The sequence below is a fragment of the Providencia sp. PROV003 genome (assembly GCF_045040775.1).
GTDB lineage: Bacteria > Pseudomonadota > Gammaproteobacteria > Enterobacterales > Enterobacteriaceae > Providencia > Providencia huashanensis.
In genome coordinates, this window is sequence record NZ_CP096369.1 from 3,602,660 (window position 1) to 3,619,295 (window position 16,636).

Consider the following 16,636-nt stretch of genomic DNA (forward strand, 5'->3'; position numbering starts at 1 on the left):
ATTGCTCCCTTATTTCTCAGTAAACCTGCTTATCAGTAGGCCCCGCTTACTCCAACATTTTTTTCATTTGTTGTCGGTCATTCACCCAAGGCCTAGAGTTTGGGCACCCTGCTCCCGTAGGGTTGGCATCACAAGCATTAAACTGATGTAGCATTGAATTTTCATCCGCATTACGTTGGTCTAATAAAGCTTGATAACTTTGTTCCTCTGCTGGAAGTTTCTTCTTGGGATCAAAGACAAACTTTTGTTGTGCCTGTAATTTTTTAACACCTTGGTAGTCTTGATTAAACTCGCGATCAGCGGGTGATTTTTCTTTAAAGGTAAAATCGCTGGCAAAGCCGTAAGTAGTGAAACTAAGAAAAATAACAAAAATAATCTTTTTAAACATATGAATATCCTACTGTGCCTGTAAGTCAGTATTATATAACGCAGAATTATCACATCCAGAAATGATTAAAATAAAATATAATCAAATCTTACTATTCAATATGTTAATTATAATAAAACATCAAATCAATTGATTGATATAGATACTATTAGTAATGAACTATTAACATGACATTAATCATGCATCAGTAATATAAATACAGTTCACCTCAATCACAACCAATTGTTCTTAATAATTACCCCTCACATGAAAGACCAATGATGTGATGATATGAAATAAGCCAAGATGCAAAAAAGACTAACTACCATCATTCAAATTAACCTAATAATTTGTATCGAATTACCTCTATTATCATGATCATAATAGGACTGTAACCTATTAGGTTACTAATAATTTTTAGTCTTGTTCCTAAGCCTATTTTCTATAAAAGTGACCTTGCCCTATTAGTTAGTATTGGGCACCAATTTCACTTTATCTAACTCATTAGACTAGGAATATACAATGAATAAAACCTATTTTGGTCCTTATATCGATGTCAGTGTCGATGCCACTTGGAACGATTGGCAAAACTACCCTGATGGCAGGCCAAATGCTAAATACAGCCAAGCTGCAATCCAATATGGGGTTGATATACTTTACCTTGGTTTTTTAACTGCGGACCGAAATAGACAAGCGGCATGGTCCGCCCAACCCACAATGCCAATAAGCTGGGCTAAACCCTTGTGTGACGAACTTATTGCTGTCGGGGTAAAAATTGCAGTGTCATTCGGAGGAGCCGCTAATCAAGATGTCTCATTGGTACAGACACAAGAAGAACTGATCAAAACCTATCAAGAAGCTATCGATAAACTAAACGCATCGCATATAGATTTAGACTTCGAAAATGGCCTCTATGATGCTGATAATGCATTTTCTGCTTTAAAAGTGATTGTCGACAATAACCCAAAAATCACCTTGAGCCTAACCCTACCCACCCTACCGACAGGGTTAACAAATACTGGATTAGCATTAGTGAAAAAATCTGTAGAAGCAGGTTTGGTCATGAAAGTTAATGGAATGGCAATGGATTATTATGACCCAAACATCATTAGCTTGGGCGATGCCGCTATCAAGGCTGCCATCAGTATTAAAAACCAATTAAAACCTTTCTACCCATCGGTAGAAGATAAGGAAATGTATAATTACGTTCAAATTACCCCGATGATTGGCCTAAATGATGACCATGCTATGTTCAGTTTCCATGATGCCGACATTCTAAGCGAATTCGCAAAAAAAATAGGTTTGAACCTCGTGTCGATGTGGAGCTTAACCCGTGACCGTCCTGGTAATAAACCCTACCCAGAAGCAACAAGCTCAGGTAACCCAGAACAAACCTATGATTTTCAATATACAGAACTATTTACTCAAAAACTTAACTCATAGATAACCCGTTATCACCAATATTATGGGTATTGGTGATAACCCATTTTTTCTGAAATATTACGCCCCGCCGTTTTTAGTAATTCAACATAATCATCAATACATTGTTCATCAAAGCGGATCGTTGGAAATGAAATGGATAGCCCTGCAATCACATGCCCTAACCGGTCATATACTGGGACAGCGATACAACGTAAGCCAAGCTCTTGTTCTTCCCTATCCTGCGCATAATGACATTCGCGAACGGTGGCTAATTCCGCCAGCAAATCATCCAACGTTAAAATCGTGGTATTGGTTTTTTTGGTAAATAATTCATCTTTTAATGCACAGCGAATAGCGTCTTCACTTTGCCAAGCCAATAAAATTTTACCTATCGCGGTACAATACAACGGGTTACGGCGACCGACCCGTGAATACATACGTAAATTATAACTAGAATCTATTTTGTGAATATAAATGATAGCGTCTTCATCTAATGCGCCTAAATGCACGGCCTCATTGGTGAGTCGGCCAATCTGGCGCATTTCTTTATCTGCAATTTCAATCAAGTCAACGTACTCGAGGGATTTCGCCCCTAATTCGAAAAGCTTTAATGTCAGTGAGTATTTATCTGCCTCACCTTCTTGCTCCACATACCCCAGCTGTTTCATGGTTTGTAAGAAACGAAATGTTGTCGCTTTTGACATCAGCAAACGCTGGGAAAGCTCCGATACACCGATTTCCTTTTGTTCACCAAGAGCGCTAAGTATGCTAAATACTTTGACTACAGCTGAAACGGCGTCCGTTTGAGTCGTCTTATCCATTGCTTTTCCATCATCCAATTCAATTGATAGCGATATTATAGCGAAACCAGCCAATACCACTCTAGGCTAAATAGCATAATAGGCAGGTCACAGAAAAACAAGAACAGTGATTCAATATTTTTAAAACAGCGTTTCATTTTTATTTGAAGTTATGAATAAAATGAGTTTTAATAGCTCTATCAGGTCAGTATTAGTTTACTAAGTCGTAATCGCGCAGGTGGTAAATATGAGTACACATCCGCAAGTTGCCGTCATTGGCGAATGCATGGTTGAATTACAAAAATCGGGTGAGCTTTACAGCCAAACTTTTGGTGGGGACACGCTAAATACCGCGTTATACCTCTCACGTTTAACTCAGAAACACGGAGTGACAACCCGATATATTACTGGTTTAGGAAAAGACCCATTTAGCCAACAAATGCTTACCCGCTGGCAGCAAGAAGGGATCAATACCGATGATGTGTTTATTTCTGATACACGGTTACCGGGTATGTATTTAATTGAAACCGCCCCCAATGGTGAACGCCGTTTTTTCTACTGGCGTGATAACGCAGCAGCAAAATTTTGGTTAGATGAAAATAGCAAAGCACACACACAGCAACAGCTTAATGCACAACAATTCATCTATTTAAGTGGCATTAGTTTAGCTATTTTACCTGACGCCACACGCCAATTGTTATTAGAAATTTTACAGCAAGCCAAACAGCATGGCGCAAAAATTGTATTTGATAATAACTACCGCCCAGCTCTTTGGCCTTCAAAACAAGCGGCACAGCAAGCTTACCAGCAAATTTTAAGCCTAACCGATATCGCTTTTTTGACCTTTGATGACGAACAATTGCTATACGGTGATAATCACGAAACCGATGCAATTCTTCGCACTCAACAATATGGCGTTAATGAAATCGTGATAAAACGCGGGGCTGATGCTTGTTTTGTGGTTATTGATAACCAACGCTTTGAAATTCCTGCAAATAAAATTAGCCATGTTGTTGATACAACTGCCGCAGGGGATTCCTTTAGTGCCGGCTACCTAGCTTGCCGCATTTTAGGTGGCAGCCCTTGCGATGCGGCAAAAACAGGTCATTTACTGGCTGGAAGCGTCATCCAACACCGGGGAGCGATTATTCCATCCGAGGCCATGCCAACCATTACTTTAGCCCCCATTGAAAAGGTTTAATCATGAATCAATTAATTGAAAAAATTAAGCAGCTGAAAGTTGTCCCTGTGATCACCATTAACCACGCAGAACATGGGGCGCCACTAGCTAAAGTGTTGGTGGAAAATGGCCTACCGTGCGCAGAAGTTACTTTCCGCACCCCAGCCGCGGTACAAGCTATCAAAAACATGCGCGCTGCCTACCCTGAGTTGCTGATCGCAGCAGGTACCGTATTAACCACACAGCAAGTTGACCAAGCCATTGAAGCAGGCGTGGACTTTATTGTCAGCCCAGGCTTTAACCCGAAAATTGTTGCCTACTGCCAACAAAAAAATGTGATTATCATTCCGGGCGTCAATAACCCAAGCTTGGTAGAGCAAGCCCTTGAGTTTAACCTCACCACCTTAAAATTCTTCCCTGCAGAAGCCTCTGGTGGGGTTGCGATGCTCAAAGCACTCGGCGCCGTTTACCCTGTTAAATTTATGCCAACAGGTGGTATCGGTATGAAAAATATTAAAGAATACACCGCATTACCGTCTGTATTAGTGTGCGGCGGTTCGTGGATGGTACCAAATGCATTAATTGACAGTGAAAACTGGGATGAACTTGCAAAATTAGTTGCTGAAGCAGCAAGTCTCTAATTAAAAAATAAAATCTCGTTGTCGTTATGTTGCCCTTGCCTAATGGTAAGGGTATTTTTTTGGCTATTACATATAAAAGCCATTAAACCAAGTCATTACCTTTATTTAATACCCATTTATTTCCCATAAAAACAGGAAAGTTTAGCTATTTAAAGCTAAACCTATAAGAATACATTTTATTATAGGGAATAAAGATGAGTACTATCGCTAATAACCTGACTTATAAAGTTAATTCGGCAATTTCCGTTGATGATTTTCGTTCGCTGATTAAGCAATCTCCACTAAATTCAATTGTCCCTACTGATGATACAAAACAACTTAGAAGCATGATAGAAAATGCCAATTTGTTAATTAGCGTTTGGTTAGACCAACGATTTATTGCTTATATTCGAGCCATAACTGATTTTAGTTTCTGCTGTTATATATCTGAAATGATAATCCACAATGACTACCAAAATAACGGGATTGGGACACAGTTAATTCAAATGATAGCAACTGAGCTTCCAACAAAATGCAGTATTATTTTTCTTTCTACTGAAGAGACTCAAGACTATTATCTCAAACAAGGGTTTAACCCCTTTACTCTTGCATGGCATACCCGAGTTCAAGACTTGTTAGATAAACAAAATATTAGCACCCCATAAAATGGGGCGGCTCATTATCATGATGAATCAATAAACAGCGTTTAATCAAGAGCTAAAATACTCACATAAATAACCACCACAAGCCTAATTTCACTGAACAAGGCTTATGGTGGTTAGTGACTAACTCATTGACAACACTAACTAAGCTAACCAATAAAACGCTGCAACTGTAAACGCAACATCTCATTTTCGCGCCGTAGCCTTTCATTTTGGTCCATCAGGCTCATTGCCATTGCGATGCCCGGCCAGTCAATCTCTAATTCATGATAAAGGCGTACCGCCCTTCTCACGACCACCACGGCTTGGTCGTCAAATAACCATTCATCTCTAATTTCAATAGGTTGTACAATCCCAAGCCCGACGATTTCCTGTAATTCATCTTCAGCAATCCCCGTATGAAAGCAGAAATCAATAACGGTTAATGTAGTTAACTGTTCCATTATTTACCTCCCCAATTTTTACGTGGGTCAAAATGCGTTTGAGCCTCCGCCAACTTCTGCCACAATGCTTTCGATTCCGCATCATTACTATCGGGCATTACAATTTTTATAATGGCGTATAAATCCCCTGCACTATCTTTATGTTTCAGCCCTTTACCTTTAAGTCGCAATTTTTGCCCCGCTTGGCTATTGGCGGGAACCGTAATAACAATCGGGTCCTTTAAGGTTGGTATAGTAACTTTAGTTCCGAGCGCCGCCTCCCAAGGGGCTAATGGCACAACCACTTCTAGGTCATAGCCTTTAATATCGAATAAGGGGTGTGGCGCAATACGGATGGTTATCCATAAGTCACCGTTTTCACCGCCATTTTCTCCCGCGGTCCCTTGCCCTTTTAAGCGAATGCGTTGCCCATCAATTACCCCCGCAGGGATGGTCACATTGAGTGTTTTAGGGATTTCATTTTCGATAAAACCAAAAGCGTTGTAGACCGGTAAGTTATAACTGATAGTGCGTTTATGTGACTCTTGGCTTTCTTCAAGGAAAACGGCTAATTCAACCTCTAAGTCATGGCCACGATGGCTGCGTGCTTGCCTTGTACTGCCGCCGCGTGCGCGTTGGGAAAACATCGATGAAAAAATATCATCAAAGCCCCCCGCATCAAACCCTTGTTGGGAATAGCCTTGGCTTTGTTGACCTTGGTGCCTTTGATTAAAATAAGGGTCATTTCGATGTTCCCACATTTCATCGTATTCGGCGCGTTTTTCTTTGTCACTTAATACCGCCCACGCTTCTGCTATCTCCTTAAAGCGGGCTTCGGCATCCGATTCTTTACTGACGTCGGGGTGATATTTTCGCGCTAAACGGCGATACGCGGTCTTAATGGTTTTTAAATCATCGGTGCGTTTTACACCCATGATGCTGTAATAATCCTTTAGTTCCATAGTCATATCTCGTTCACTTATCTGTTGAATAGAATTCATATGGTGTTTAGCTTTACTGCTTAAATGGGCTAAACATAACGACTTACCTTGAATTTAACTTAAGACATTTATATGGCAATTGGAATAGTAGAACAATGATAAATATTAAATATATTGGCAAATAATGAAGATGCAAATCGATAACATCCCACAAAAACAGGAAATTTTCGCTATTTAGAGCTAAACCTATAAGAGAGCTCACGTCTTGCAAGGGGAATTTATGGATGCCATCGCCAACCGATTGACCTATAAAATGAATTTTGCCATTAACATTGAGGATTTTATTCGCTTAATCCATCAGTCATCATTTAAAGAAACCGTACCTACCGATAACCTAACCAAATTAGATGCAATGCTAAATAATGCGGACTTATTAATTAGTGCATGGGATGAAGAGCAAGTTGTGGGTTTTGTAAGAGCGGTCACCGATTTTAGTTCTTGCTGCTATATCTGTGAGCTTGCCATAGATACCAATTATCAAAAGCACGGTATCGACCGTCATTTAATGCGCCTTGCCGCTGAAGAACTGCCTTCTGAATGCAACCTTTTATTTTTTTCGACCGACAGTAACCTCACCGAGTACCTAAGACTGGGGTTTACTCAATCCCCAAGAGCGTGGCACACCACAGCAGAGAGTTTTTTGGCTAAATTAATAGAGGGGGAATGATAAATAGACTATATAAACCAGAGAGGATATCTCGGGGGAGCATACACAAGTATCGAAAACTCAGGGAATATCTAAAAAAACAGTTTCAATTTAGGGTTTATTAAAAATTCACCCTATGCGGATGCTCTAAATAATTCGTGTTGTGGGTAGAAGACCAGTGAGGATATCTCGGGGAGCATACACAAGTATGTGACCCGAGTAGCCGAGCGCAGTCGACACCCCCACAATACGAAGTATGACGAGCATCGAGGGGCATCACTTAAGGCGGCCACGGAGTCGTTTCACGGCCTGACTATGAAGTTGACTCACCCTAGACTCCCCCACATCCAACACCGCACCAATCTCTTTTAAATTCAGTTCTTCTTGGTAATACAGCGTTAGCACCATTTTCTCACGCTCAGGCAATTGCTCAATAGCCGCTGCAATTTGGTCGCGTAAACTGGAATCCAATAACAAACTCAATGGGTTGCCGCCATCATCTTCATCCATTTGCGGCTCACAGCTTTCCCCGTGAACCTCATGCCACTCATCATAAGAAAACAACTGGCTATTATTCGTATCTAATAATGCTTGACGATACTCCGCAAGGTCGATATTCAGTGCTTTGGCGATTTCCGGCTCGGTAGCACTGCGCCCTAACGATTGCTCCAACGCACCAATAGCTTTGGTCATTTCACGCGCTTGGCGGCGCACACTGCGCGGCACCCAATCACGGCTACGCAGCTCATCGAGCATCGAACCTCGAATACGTTGCACCGCATAGGTGGCAAACGACGCCCCTTGGGTAACATCGAAACGTTCCAATGCATGCAATAAACCAATGCCCCCCGCTTGAATTAAGTCGTCAATATCAACACTGGCAGGTAGTCTGACTTGCAGTTTCAGGGCTTCATGGCGTATTAGAGGGTAATAACGCTCCCATAGGCTATTTTTATTGATCACACCTTCGGCAGTATACAAATCACTCACAACCTGAATCACCCTTCAAGCTTTATAAAAGGTACTCATTATCAGTGTTGGATTTGAATTCAATCCGTAGAGTAAGGCAATAAATAGGGCTTTATTTGCCTTATCCTAAATAGGTAAAATTTGAATGATTACAATGTTAATTATTGTTTTAACACAATTTTTAGGGAATTTTACTGACAATACAAGTGAGAGTGGTGGTTTTGTTGAGAAGCAATTTTTGATTTAAAGGAGGTTATCTTTGGGGTTTGATTGTATTTTCCTTTTAGCTTTAAAAAAACAAATTGAATCCCTTAAATAATTTAAGTTGTAGGTAGGCGGCAAGTGAAGATATCTCGATGAACGTACATAAGTACGTGATTCGAGTAGCTGAACGCAGCCAACACCCCTACGGCTTAAAGGATGACAGGGATTTAAATAATTTGGGCTGCAGGTAGGCGGCAAGTGAAGATATCCCGATGAGCGTACATAGGTACGTGATTCGGATGAACTTATGAAGCCAACAACGCTATGGTGCGAAATATGACGGCTAATATGACGGGCAAAGAAAAGGCCAGCATCGCTGGCCTTCAATATCATCCACCAATTACGAATTAACGTAACAGACTTAAAACACCTTGTGGAACTTGGTTAGCTTGTGCTAACACTGCAGTACCTGCTTGTTGCAGGATTTGACCACGGCTCATGTTAGAAACTTCTGTCGCGAAGTCAGCGTCTTGAATACGGCTACGAGCAGCACTTAAGTTGTTAACTGAGTTGTTCAGATTGTTGATAGTAGACTGCATACGGTTTTGGATAGCACCTAAAGAAGAACGGAACGAATCCACAGTTTTTAGTGCTTCATCAATAGCAGCTAGCGGTGAATCATTGATTGTCATATTAGTTATTTCTTTGCCATCTTCTAGTTTAGTTGCATCCACTACACCAGTATCACTAATATCCGATTTTTTTACTTCAAAAAATTTGCCATCTCTTTTCAGAAGGAAAGTATCATCACTAGCTTTGCCTGTTTTTTTATCCAACTGTTGAAATAACTCATCACCTTCATCTAAGTTTAAAGTAACTGTTGATTTTTCAGTCTTAGCTGAAATTATGTCAACAGCAGTACCATTATTTGTTAATGATGCATCAGCGGTAAGTGTTCCTTTAATAAACTTACCATCTTTATCAAAGTCTTTTGCTGTCACTTCATATTTTGAGTCATCATCAGCAGTGTACACCCACTTACCACCAACTTCCTCGGTCAATTTATCTTTAGTACCTGACTTTGTAAACTTAACTTCCGGTGCTCCTTCCGTGTCAATCTTGGTTATTTTCTCTCCAACAATCCCAGATTTAGTAGGGTCTAAATTAGAAATTTTTAATACATCACTATCAATTTTTTTCAAGTCAATACCAATAGTTTCACTATCATTAGCACCCACTTGAATTTTCATTGTAGAATCGCTTTGCAGTACTTTTACACCGTTAAACTGAGTTTGTTCAGAGATACGGTTAATTTCTTTCATGCGCAGATCTACTTCATCTTTAATTGACTGTTTATCTGAATCTGAGTTAGTTCCATTACGTGCTTGAACCGTCAGCTCACGAATACGTTGTAAGTTATCGTTGATTTCGTTAACTGCGCCTTCCGCCGTTTGTGCAATAGAGATACCGTCGTTGGCATTACGTGCAGCTTGGGTTAAACCTTTCACGTTAGCTGTGAAACGGTTAGCAATTGCTTGGCCAGCCGCATCGTCTTTAGCGCTGTTGATACGTGAGCCAGAAGATAAACGCTCAATTGCCGTACCTAATACGCCTTGTGAACGGTTTAAGTTGTTCTGAGTAGTCAGAGACAGAATGTTAGTGTTGATAACTTGTGCCATGATGTGATCCTTATTATTCAAATTAATGCGTTAAGCCAAAATGCTTAACTTGATGAATTTCGTCAGCAACTAGGTTATCGGCTACAAAAAAGTCCCCTTTAGGCTTTTTAGTGAAAATTTTTCTTCTCACGAGCAGAAATGGCTTTATAACCCGCTTTTTAGCCCTTAATTTTTTAGCAAACAAATTTTTTTTATTAATTTTCTTATTATTTAATTCCAATAGTAATAATTACCTACTTTTATCTTCTCAGTTCTTGCCATCACTCTTTTTCAGAATAGTCTAAAATTTTGCTCCATTTCGCCGATAACAGTCTAAATAGTTTTTATATTCAAGATTTATGTCGCCGACATAGCGTAGGAGAAAACATGGCAGGAATATCTACACTCGGTATCGGGTCAAACTTAGATTTAAATGTGCAAATGGATCAACTCGAAGCGATGGAACGCCGTCGTTTGGAACCACTGACGACACAAAAAGCCAGCTATGACGCACAAATCAGTGCCTTTGGCAAAATGCAATCGTCCTTAGAAAAACTAAAGAAAGCTGCGGAAGACTTAAAGAAATACGGCGATATCAGTACCACCAAAGTCAATGGCGAATATAAAGCCTTTGATGTGAAAACTGACGGTAAAGCGGTAGCAGGTGTACATGATGTTACCGTAGAACGTTTAGCAAAAGCACAAACTATCGCCACTAAAGGTCAAAAAGATAATAAAGAATTACTCGGTAACGGTGCTAAAGAACGTACTATTACCATCACCCAACCATCACAAAAAGAAGATAAAGATAAAATCGTTATCAAACTGGATAACGAACACACTTCACTGATTGAAATTGCAGACGCCATCAATAAAACCGATAAAGGCGTTTCGGCATCGGTTATTAAAGACAAAGACAATATCTACCACCTTGTCGTGACCTCTAAAAAAGAAGGCAGTGAAAACCGTATTAGCATCAATGTGGAAGGCGATGACAAACTAGCTGACATCCTGAATGTTGAGTCTGTGATAGATGAGAATGGGGTTGTCACCTTAAAAAATGCCGATACCATTGGTATGGAGCAAAAAGTTCCACCACAAACCGCATTACTGGAAATTGATGGTTTCAAATTAGAGTCACAAACCAATGAAGCCAAAGATTTATTTCCTGGTTTAACCTTAACGCTGAAAAAAGAAAGCGAAGACGGTAAAGCCGACCATCTGATTGTTTCGGAAGATATCGAACCCGCCAAAGGTAAAATTAAAGCGTGGGTGGATGCCTATAATGAATTCCAAACTTTAGCGAAAGAACTCACCAAATATACCCCTACAGAAAAAGGCACAGCACCGGATAAAAGCAACGGACCATTAATTGGTGATTCCACTTTACGCATGATCCAAAGCACCTTACGCACCCAAGTTCGCATGCCACAAGCCAGTGGAGACATCGATACTCTAAGCAAAATGGGCATTAAGCAAAAGCTGGATGGTACCTTAGAAATCGATAATAAAGTGCTGGATAAAGTCCTCAAAGAAAACCCATCGAGCGTCAAAGTATTTTTTGCTGGAGACGGTAAAGAAACTGGTTTTGGGACAGAAAACTTTAACTACTTAAAAGATACTTTAGACAGCAAAGAAGGCACGTTACACAACGCTACCGATGGTATTCAAAAGAAAAAGAAAAGCTTAGACAAACGTATTGAGCAGACTAATAAACAAATCGAAAACACCATGGACATGTACCGTCGTCAATTCCAAAACCTCGACAAAATGATGACGTCACTTAACAGCACCAGTAATTCATTAGGCCGATTATTAGGCTAATACTTTTAGGTTAAAAACATGTATCAAAGACACGCACAGCAAACCTATCAGCAGGTTGATTTGGAAAGTGAAATTACCAATGCGACCCCATACCAATTGATCCAGATTCTGTTTAAAGGGGCGCTTAGTGCCCTAAAACGCGGGGAGATTTTTATGCAGCAGGGTAAGGTGGCAGAAAAAGGTAAAGAAATCTCAAAAGCTATCGACATCATTGACACAGGGTTAAAGCAGTCGTTAAATTATGAGGCTGGCGGCGAGCTTGCTGAAAACTTAGCAAGCTTGTATGAGTATATGACAATGCAGTTACTTCGCGCCAACCTCGAAAACAACGTGGCTTATGTCCAAGAAGTTTACCAATTACTCTCCGATATCGCTTCTGCATGGCAGCAAATCGGTGCAAATGTGGATGAAAGATAATCAGGTGGACAATAAAAATCCTATCGATTTACATGAAATATACCGTAATGTCTTAGTATTGAGTGAAGAGTTAGTTGCCTTAGCGCAATCCGGGGAATGGGAGACATTAGTCTCCCGCGAGACAGAATATGTCCTTGCGGTGGAAAACCTCACCCAGTTGACCCAAGCGTTCGAACAACAACAACCAATCACTGAAGAATTTATTCAGTTATTGCATAAAATTATTGAAAATGAACGTATTACTAAAGAATATTTACAGCAGCATTTAAATTTCTTAAGCAAAGAAATGAAACAATTAGACCAAAAACGGGTACTCAATAATAGCTACGGCCAATTTGATGAGCCAGATACCCCGATTGTCATTCGCCCCATGGAATAAAAACCAGTCCGTGTGTCAGGCCATTAGACCTGACACGCCATTTCGGATATAAATACCAAAAACGACTATTGTTGCTGTTTTAAACGCTGTTGTTTTTTCAGCTTTTTCAATAGCATATTACGTTTTAGTGGTGATAGGTGGTCGAGGAACACTTTGCCGTGTAAGTGGTCAATTTCATGCTGCATCACAATCGCCAAGAACTCATCAGTATCGACTTCAAACGCTTTGCCATGCCTATCGAATGCTTTAACTTTAACACGCAGAAAACGCGCTACATCCGCATAAATTTCAGGGACTGACAAACACCCTTCTTGGTAGCTAGTTTCCCCTTCACTTTCCACAATTTCAGGGTTCACAAACACCATTAGTTGGTCGCGGTTTTCTGAAATATCTATCACCATAATCGACTTGGTTTCAGCAATTTGGGTTGCAGCAAGGCCAATTCCATTATCAGTGCTGTACATGGTATCGATTAAATCGTCAATTAAGGTTTGAACTGCGGCGAAATCCGTCACAGGGCTGCATTTAATACGCAGTCTCTCATCAGGGATTTCAATAATTTCTCTTACTGCCATGGTTTAAATCCTATTAATTCAGTCTTTATTCTCAATAATTAAATCTATTGCTCAGCTAAAGTTGCTATATGACCACAATGACGGCCACAAACACTTAATAAATATAGTAAAAATAGATATTAAGAGTTAAATAGGCTGACACATTAAGTTATTTAGCTATTTTTAAAAGAATAAGTATAAAAAACATTATCGGCTTTTTTATTTACTAACAATATGCAAAAAATGACATCTAGATTGAACGCAATTTATTCAACACCCTATTAATGATAAAGAAAGTGAACAAATTGAGTTAAAATTCCCTGAAAAAACAAAGTATAGTGAAATTTGACAGAAAAATACCATGTTATTTAACAAACTGCATCAAAAATTGGCAAAAAGTGTCATTCTATACATCGTCCTGTTTACACCCTATCAATATTGGTTCACTTATCGCAGCACTATCCCCTTTAAGCTAAGCTGATATTTTACACCATTGTGCGATGTAATCGATTGCAATTGATCTAAGCGTAAATAATCGCGGATACAAATTGCAACGCTTTATTTATCTCTATACAATGCTCGCCTTTACAAGGGGGCATCCTCCTCATTCAAGCAATAATCACCTTATTATTAATAAGTTAACTTGGTGCTATACCCATTAACAGCATCAGGCTATTAAAAAGAACACAAAGCTGAATCGAATCAACTTAGAGCCATACAACCTAGAGATATACTCTACATAACTTAAAGTGCATATTGTGAAATTACTATTTTGTCTTTCGTTAACCACCGCCATTCTCTCTGGTATTTGGGCTTGGGTCGCAGACTCTTTAGGGTTAATTAGCTGGGCTGGTTTTCTTGGCTGTACAGCTTATTTTGCTTATCCAAAAGATGGCGTTAAAGGGCTTGGTATTACTGCTTTAACGGTTAGTAGTGGCGTTATTTGGGGGTTAGTGATCCTCAATAGTGGCCATTATATTCAACATCTACCCAGTTATGTGGGTTATTTTATTACAGGCTTAGTTGCTTTTTTTATGTGTATTCAAGCCAAAAAACAGTGGCTAGCTTATATACCCGGTACCTTTGTGGGGACATGCACTATTTTTGCAACACAAGGCGCATGGTTAATTACCATTCAATCATTACTTGTTGGCATACTTTTTGGTTTTGCGATGAAAAAGAGTGGGCTTTGGATATCGGATAAATGGTAAAAAAAAACCGCCACTCAGGCGGTTTAAACATAAATATAACCAAGGGAATTTCAAACAAATTCAATATTACATTAAACAGGTATAACAGCAACACTTAACATAATGATTTAATTAGGAATTACCAACAATTCCCACTAAGTAACCCTACTTAAATCAAAATATTAAATAAACTAAATATTATTAATGAAGCAATTAAAAATCAGATTAAGACTCTTTTTTTGACTAAAAAAGATTATGACTTTGAGAAAAAACACCCCAATATCCATTGGGGGCATTTTTCAATATTTCATAATTAAGATTAATCTGCCTTAATTAATAACCATTAATGCTTTAACTGCCAATTAATAACATTAGTTTACTAATTTAATAACCATATGCCGCTTATATTTAAATTAAATTTATTATAAATAACGACCAATCAAGTTATTTTTAATATAACCCAAAGTATTAAGGTGTGAATGTTACAACCCCAATGGGGTTGTGTGTTGATTTAGTTGTCAGCCAAATACTAATGTTACCTATAGGTGTTGTGAACCTCTCACTTGTTTTATCGCAAGCCTCACTGTTTTGGCAATTTTGCTTTATCTTAGTGATGAGGTCTGCATTGAAACCATTTTTTTGCAGAAAATCAGCTTCAATATTCAGCTTTTCATTAAAATTCTGGAAACTGGGATTACGCCCATCAATCCCCGCGAATGTAGAAATAACTTTGACCAGCGCTCCTTTATCAAAGGTGAGTTCATTTGAATAGGACCATTGATTAAAAGGCTTCTGATTTTCAAACTTACAAGTTGTGATATTTTCTTTCGTTTCACAGTTACCATCTTTAACAAAGTTGATACTTTCCATTGACTGCCCCCAAGTTAAGCCAAATGGAGCATCAGGCTTGCTATCACAACCAACTAATAAGGCTGTAAAAGCCATTGCGACTAAAATTTTTTTCATCATCATGCCTTTTTAGTGTTCTATCGTTTGAAAGTAGTAAATGATACTAACAACTGGATACCATAACGCTAAAGAAAAAATACAGTAACAAGTTTACAAACCAACCCGCTATTTATAGGTTAGTTTATAACTTTCATCGATCAACAAGGTAAGTTCGTGCTTATTAAAATCACTATTCAGATGTACCGTCACCCAGTGCTCCTTGTTCATATGGTATGCAGGGTAAACACCTTTAATTAGCCTTAAAGAACCAACTAATTCAGGGGCAGCTTTCAGGTTTATAATGTCAATTATCTTACCCCCTCCACCTTCATATAATTTATTTGCTGGAATACTCATCATAACAGCAAACCACTTTGAGTTGTTTGTATGCCGAAAAACAAGGTATTTAGGCAGCTTAGCCCATGGGTGTTCAGGAGCTACACCATAATGGCTCTGTATATAATCAATGACCTCGTCTCTCTTCATGTTTTGCCCTCATCAACTCACTGCAACCATGTTAGATCAGTAAAAATGCAAATTAAAACCAATAAATACCTTGATGCTTTGGAAATAGGGTTATACAACTAGAATACCGATAAGTGCCTAATCTACAGATAAATACAGCTCTCACTTTCTAGATTACTTATTGAATTTTATTAATTATTTTTAAGAATATAGTCTAGTTAACTTTGATAACGTTACTCTTGCTGTTAAAAACTTACAAAAAGAAACATATTTTTAACTATGTATTCATAAGCTAACTAAAGAAGCGGTATAGTGAACACCAATGTTAATCTCATTTAATACATTCCTTTCGGCTCCTACTCGGAGCCATTTTTTTCTTGATATAATCGTTAACCTAAGCAAACCCGATGGAACACTTCACATTGGACAAAATTAATTTTTTTAGCCGTAATCTTATTCACAACTATCACCCCATCTCTTTTGAAAGTCATTCTCTGACATTATTTCACCTTCAAAATCAAATAATGGAAAAGAATACACGCATGAGCCCTGCTTACTTGCGGCCACTTGGACGATAAACCGTTTATATTTATAAGGGCTCCCATCCTTAAAAGTAAAAACTTCGCCGCAGACATGACCAATCACTTTATTTTTCATGCTAGTGCCGTTTGAATAAAACGTGACATTTTTAAAACTAGCCGCTTGAGGTTGATACATAAAATCAGCAACCATCGCTTTTGCGCCGTCAATAACGCTCGGGTTTTTACTCACATTCAGAGAAACGCCAAATACAAATGCAAGCAATACCAATAATAGAACACATAAGAAACGCAAAATCTTAGTTAGCACATCAAATAACCATGAATGAAATACAGGCTCAAAATGTACTCTTTATAACCATCCAGAGC

Annotated in this window: 20 protein-coding genes; 9 read left to right on the plus strand and 11 right to left on the minus strand. The window is 38.9% G+C overall.

Going from position 1 to position 16,636, the window contains the following annotated elements; translation table 11 throughout:
- Positions 1 to 46: 46 nt before the first annotated feature.
- The gene (locus M1F14_RS16585) at positions 47 to 388 is read right to left on the minus strand and encodes a hypothetical protein (protein ID WP_181469211.1); all 342 of its coding nucleotides are present in this window, start codon (positions 386 to 388) and stop codon (positions 47 to 49) included.
- Positions 389 to 889: 501 nt separating this feature from the next.
- Here M1F14_RS16585 and M1F14_RS16590 point away from each other — a divergent pair.
- Positions 890 to 1,810, plus strand: coding sequence for a chitinase (locus tag M1F14_RS16590; protein WP_181469210.1), 921 nt, complete (start codon positions 890 to 892; stop codon positions 1,808 to 1,810).
- Between the two features lie 20 nt (positions 1,811 to 1,830).
- Here M1F14_RS16590 and kdgR read toward each other — a convergent pair whose 3' ends face one another.
- Positions 1,831 to 2,610, minus strand: a complete 780-nt coding sequence (gene kdgR, locus M1F14_RS16595) for a DNA-binding transcriptional regulator KdgR (protein WP_042844205.1) — start codon at positions 2,608 to 2,610, stop codon at positions 1,831 to 1,833.
- Between the two features lie 226 nt (positions 2,611 to 2,836).
- Here kdgR and M1F14_RS16600 point away from each other — a divergent pair, with 226 nt between their 5' ends.
- The 3 genes from M1F14_RS16600 (at position 2,837) to M1F14_RS16610 (ending at position 5,054) form a co-directional block, all read left to right on the plus strand.
- The gene (locus M1F14_RS16600) at positions 2,837 to 3,790 is read left to right on the plus strand and encodes a sugar kinase (protein WP_042844206.1); all 954 of its coding nucleotides are present in this window, start codon (positions 2,837 to 2,839) and stop codon (positions 3,788 to 3,790) included.
- A 2-nt stretch (positions 3,791 to 3,792) separates the two neighbouring features.
- A complete protein-coding gene (locus M1F14_RS16605) occupies positions 3,793 to 4,410 on the plus strand; it encodes a bifunctional 4-hydroxy-2-oxoglutarate aldolase/2-dehydro-3-deoxy-phosphogluconate aldolase (RefSeq protein ID WP_131679929.1) in 618 nt (205 codons plus the stop codon).
- Between the two features lie 194 nt (positions 4,411 to 4,604).
- The gene (locus M1F14_RS16610; protein ID WP_181469209.1) at positions 4,605 to 5,054 is read left to right on the plus strand and encodes a GNAT family N-acetyltransferase; all 450 of its coding nucleotides are present in this window, start codon (positions 4,605 to 4,607) and stop codon (positions 5,052 to 5,054) included.
- Between the two features lie 146 nt (positions 5,055 to 5,200).
- Here the strand turns inward: M1F14_RS16610 and M1F14_RS16615 are convergent, their stop codons facing one another.
- Together M1F14_RS16615 and cbpA are read right to left on the minus strand one after the other, a co-directional pair.
- A complete protein-coding gene (locus M1F14_RS16615) occupies positions 5,201 to 5,494 on the minus strand; it encodes a chaperone modulator CbpM (protein ID WP_042844210.1) in 294 nt (97 codons plus the stop codon).
- Positions 5,494 to 6,435 (minus strand): curved DNA-binding protein, encoded by a 942-nt coding sequence (cbpA, locus tag M1F14_RS16620; RefSeq protein WP_071548837.1) that lies wholly within the window; start codon positions 6,433 to 6,435, stop codon positions 5,494 to 5,496. Before cbpA ends, M1F14_RS16615 begins: the two co-directional genes overlap by 1 nt.
- Before the next feature lie 259 nt (positions 6,436 to 6,694).
- Between cbpA and M1F14_RS16625 the strand changes: the two genes are divergently transcribed.
- Entirely contained in the window at positions 6,695 to 7,141 is a 447-nt protein-coding gene (locus M1F14_RS16625) for a GNAT family N-acetyltransferase (RefSeq protein WP_042844211.1), read from the plus strand.
- Positions 7,142 to 7,396: 255 nt separating this feature from the next.
- Here the strand turns inward: M1F14_RS16625 and M1F14_RS16630 are convergent, their stop codons facing one another.
- The 3 genes from M1F14_RS16630 to M1F14_RS16640 all read right to left on the minus strand — a co-directional run bounded on the left by M1F14_RS16630 (position 7,397) and on the right by M1F14_RS16640 (position 10,192).
- Positions 7,397 to 8,110 (minus strand): RNA polymerase sigma factor FliA, encoded by a 714-nt coding sequence (locus M1F14_RS16630; RefSeq protein ID WP_042844212.1) that lies wholly within the window; start codon positions 8,108 to 8,110, stop codon positions 7,397 to 7,399.
- 590 nt (positions 8,111 to 8,700) lie between these two features.
- Positions 8,701 to 9,972, minus strand: coding sequence for a FliC/FljB family flagellin (locus tag M1F14_RS16635; RefSeq protein ID WP_071547941.1), 1,272 nt, complete (start codon positions 9,970 to 9,972; stop codon positions 8,701 to 8,703).
- Positions 9,973 to 9,994: 22 nt separating this feature from the next.
- Positions 9,995 to 10,192 (minus strand): hypothetical protein, encoded by a 198-nt coding sequence (locus M1F14_RS16640; RefSeq protein WP_042844214.1) that lies wholly within the window; start codon positions 10,190 to 10,192, stop codon positions 9,995 to 9,997.
- Between the two features lie 146 nt (positions 10,193 to 10,338).
- Between M1F14_RS16640 and fliD the strand changes: the two genes are divergently transcribed.
- The 3 genes from fliD to fliT are packed head-to-tail and all read left to right on the plus strand — an operon-like array spanning position 10,339 to position 12,571.
- Positions 10,339 to 11,775, plus strand: a complete 1,437-nt coding sequence (gene fliD, locus M1F14_RS16645) for a flagellar filament capping protein FliD (protein ID WP_042844215.1) — start codon at positions 10,339 to 10,341, stop codon at positions 11,773 to 11,775.
- Positions 11,776 to 11,793: 18 nt separating this feature from the next.
- Entirely contained in the window at positions 11,794 to 12,192 is a 399-nt protein-coding gene (gene fliS, locus M1F14_RS16650) for a flagellar export chaperone FliS (protein ID WP_048606814.1), read from the plus strand.
- Positions 12,182 to 12,571, plus strand: a complete 390-nt coding sequence (gene fliT, locus M1F14_RS16655) for a flagellar protein FliT (protein WP_042844217.1) — start codon at positions 12,182 to 12,184, stop codon at positions 12,569 to 12,571. Before fliS ends, fliT begins: the two co-directional genes overlap by 11 nt.
- Before the next feature lie 65 nt (positions 12,572 to 12,636).
- Here fliT and def read toward each other — a convergent pair whose 3' ends face one another.
- Positions 12,637 to 13,146 carry a peptide deformylase gene (gene def / locus M1F14_RS16660; RefSeq protein WP_071547940.1) on the minus strand — a complete coding sequence of 170 codons (510 nt, stop codon included), beginning with the start codon at positions 13,144 to 13,146 and terminating at the stop codon, positions 12,637 to 12,639.
- 737 nt (positions 13,147 to 13,883) lie between these two features.
- Here def and M1F14_RS16665 point away from each other — a divergent pair.
- A complete protein-coding gene (locus M1F14_RS16665) occupies positions 13,884 to 14,336 on the plus strand; it encodes a DUF1097 domain-containing protein (protein WP_042844220.1) in 453 nt (150 codons plus the stop codon).
- Between the two features lie 447 nt (positions 14,337 to 14,783).
- On the opposite strand, the gene M1F14_RS16670 is transcribed toward M1F14_RS16665, so the two are convergent.
- The 3 genes from M1F14_RS16670 to M1F14_RS16680 form a co-directional block, all read right to left on the minus strand.
- Positions 14,784 to 15,281 carry a hypothetical protein gene (locus M1F14_RS16670; RefSeq protein WP_048606812.1) on the minus strand — a complete coding sequence of 166 codons (498 nt, stop codon included), beginning with the start codon at positions 15,279 to 15,281 and terminating at the stop codon, positions 14,784 to 14,786.
- A gap of 108 nt (positions 15,282 to 15,389) precedes the next feature.
- Positions 15,390 to 15,749 carry an MmcQ/YjbR family DNA-binding protein gene (locus tag M1F14_RS16675; protein ID WP_071547939.1) on the minus strand — a complete coding sequence of 120 codons (360 nt, stop codon included), beginning with the start codon at positions 15,747 to 15,749 and terminating at the stop codon, positions 15,390 to 15,392.
- Positions 15,750 to 16,181: 432 nt separating this feature from the next.
- Entirely contained in the window at positions 16,182 to 16,577 is a 396-nt protein-coding gene (locus M1F14_RS16680) for a hypothetical protein (protein ID WP_042844223.1), read from the minus strand.
- Positions 16,578 to 16,636 lie beyond the last annotated feature (59 nt).

Coding starts and splice junctions, on each gene's coding strand:
- M1F14_RS16585 (WP_181469211.1), bottom strand. CDS start 388: ATGTTTAAAAAGATTATTTTTGTTATTTTTCTTAGTTTCACTACTTAC.
- M1F14_RS16590 (WP_181469210.1), top strand. CDS start 890: ATGAATAAAACCTATTTTGGTCCTTATATCGATGTCAGTGTCGATGCC.
- kdgR (WP_042844205.1), bottom strand. CDS start 2,610: ATGGATAAGACGACTCAAACGGACGCCGTTTCAGCTGTAGTCAAAGTA.
- M1F14_RS16600 (WP_042844206.1), top strand. CDS start 2,837: ATGAGTACACATCCGCAAGTTGCCGTCATTGGCGAATGCATGGTTGAA.
- M1F14_RS16605 (WP_131679929.1), top strand. CDS start 3,793: ATGAATCAATTAATTGAAAAAATTAAGCAGCTGAAAGTTGTCCCTGTG.
- M1F14_RS16610 (WP_181469209.1), top strand. CDS start 4,605: ATGAGTACTATCGCTAATAACCTGACTTATAAAGTTAATTCGGCAATT.
- M1F14_RS16615 (WP_042844210.1), bottom strand. CDS start 5,494: ATGGAACAGTTAACTACATTAACCGTTATTGATTTCTGCTTTCATACG.
- cbpA (WP_071548837.1), bottom strand. CDS start 6,435: ATGGAACTAAAGGATTATTACAGCATCATGGGTGTAAAACGCACCGAT.
- M1F14_RS16625 (WP_042844211.1), top strand. CDS start 6,695: ATGGATGCCATCGCCAACCGATTGACCTATAAAATGAATTTTGCCATT.
- M1F14_RS16635 (WP_071547941.1), bottom strand. CDS start 9,972: ATGGCACAAGTTATCAACACTAACATTCTGTCTCTGACTACTCAGAAC.
- fliD (WP_042844215.1), top strand. CDS start 10,339: ATGGCAGGAATATCTACACTCGGTATCGGGTCAAACTTAGATTTAAAT.
- fliS (WP_048606814.1), top strand. CDS start 11,794: ATGTATCAAAGACACGCACAGCAAACCTATCAGCAGGTTGATTTGGAA.
- fliT (WP_042844217.1), top strand. CDS start 12,182: ATGAAAGATAATCAGGTGGACAATAAAAATCCTATCGATTTACATGAA.
- def (WP_071547940.1), bottom strand. CDS start 13,146: ATGGCAGTAAGAGAAATTATTGAAATCCCTGATGAGAGACTGCGTATT.
- M1F14_RS16670 (WP_048606812.1), bottom strand. CDS start 15,281: ATGAAAAAAATTTTAGTCGCAATGGCTTTTACAGCCTTATTAGTTGGT.
- M1F14_RS16675 (WP_071547939.1), bottom strand. CDS start 15,749: ATGAAGAGAGACGAGGTCATTGATTATATACAGAGCCATTATGGTGTA.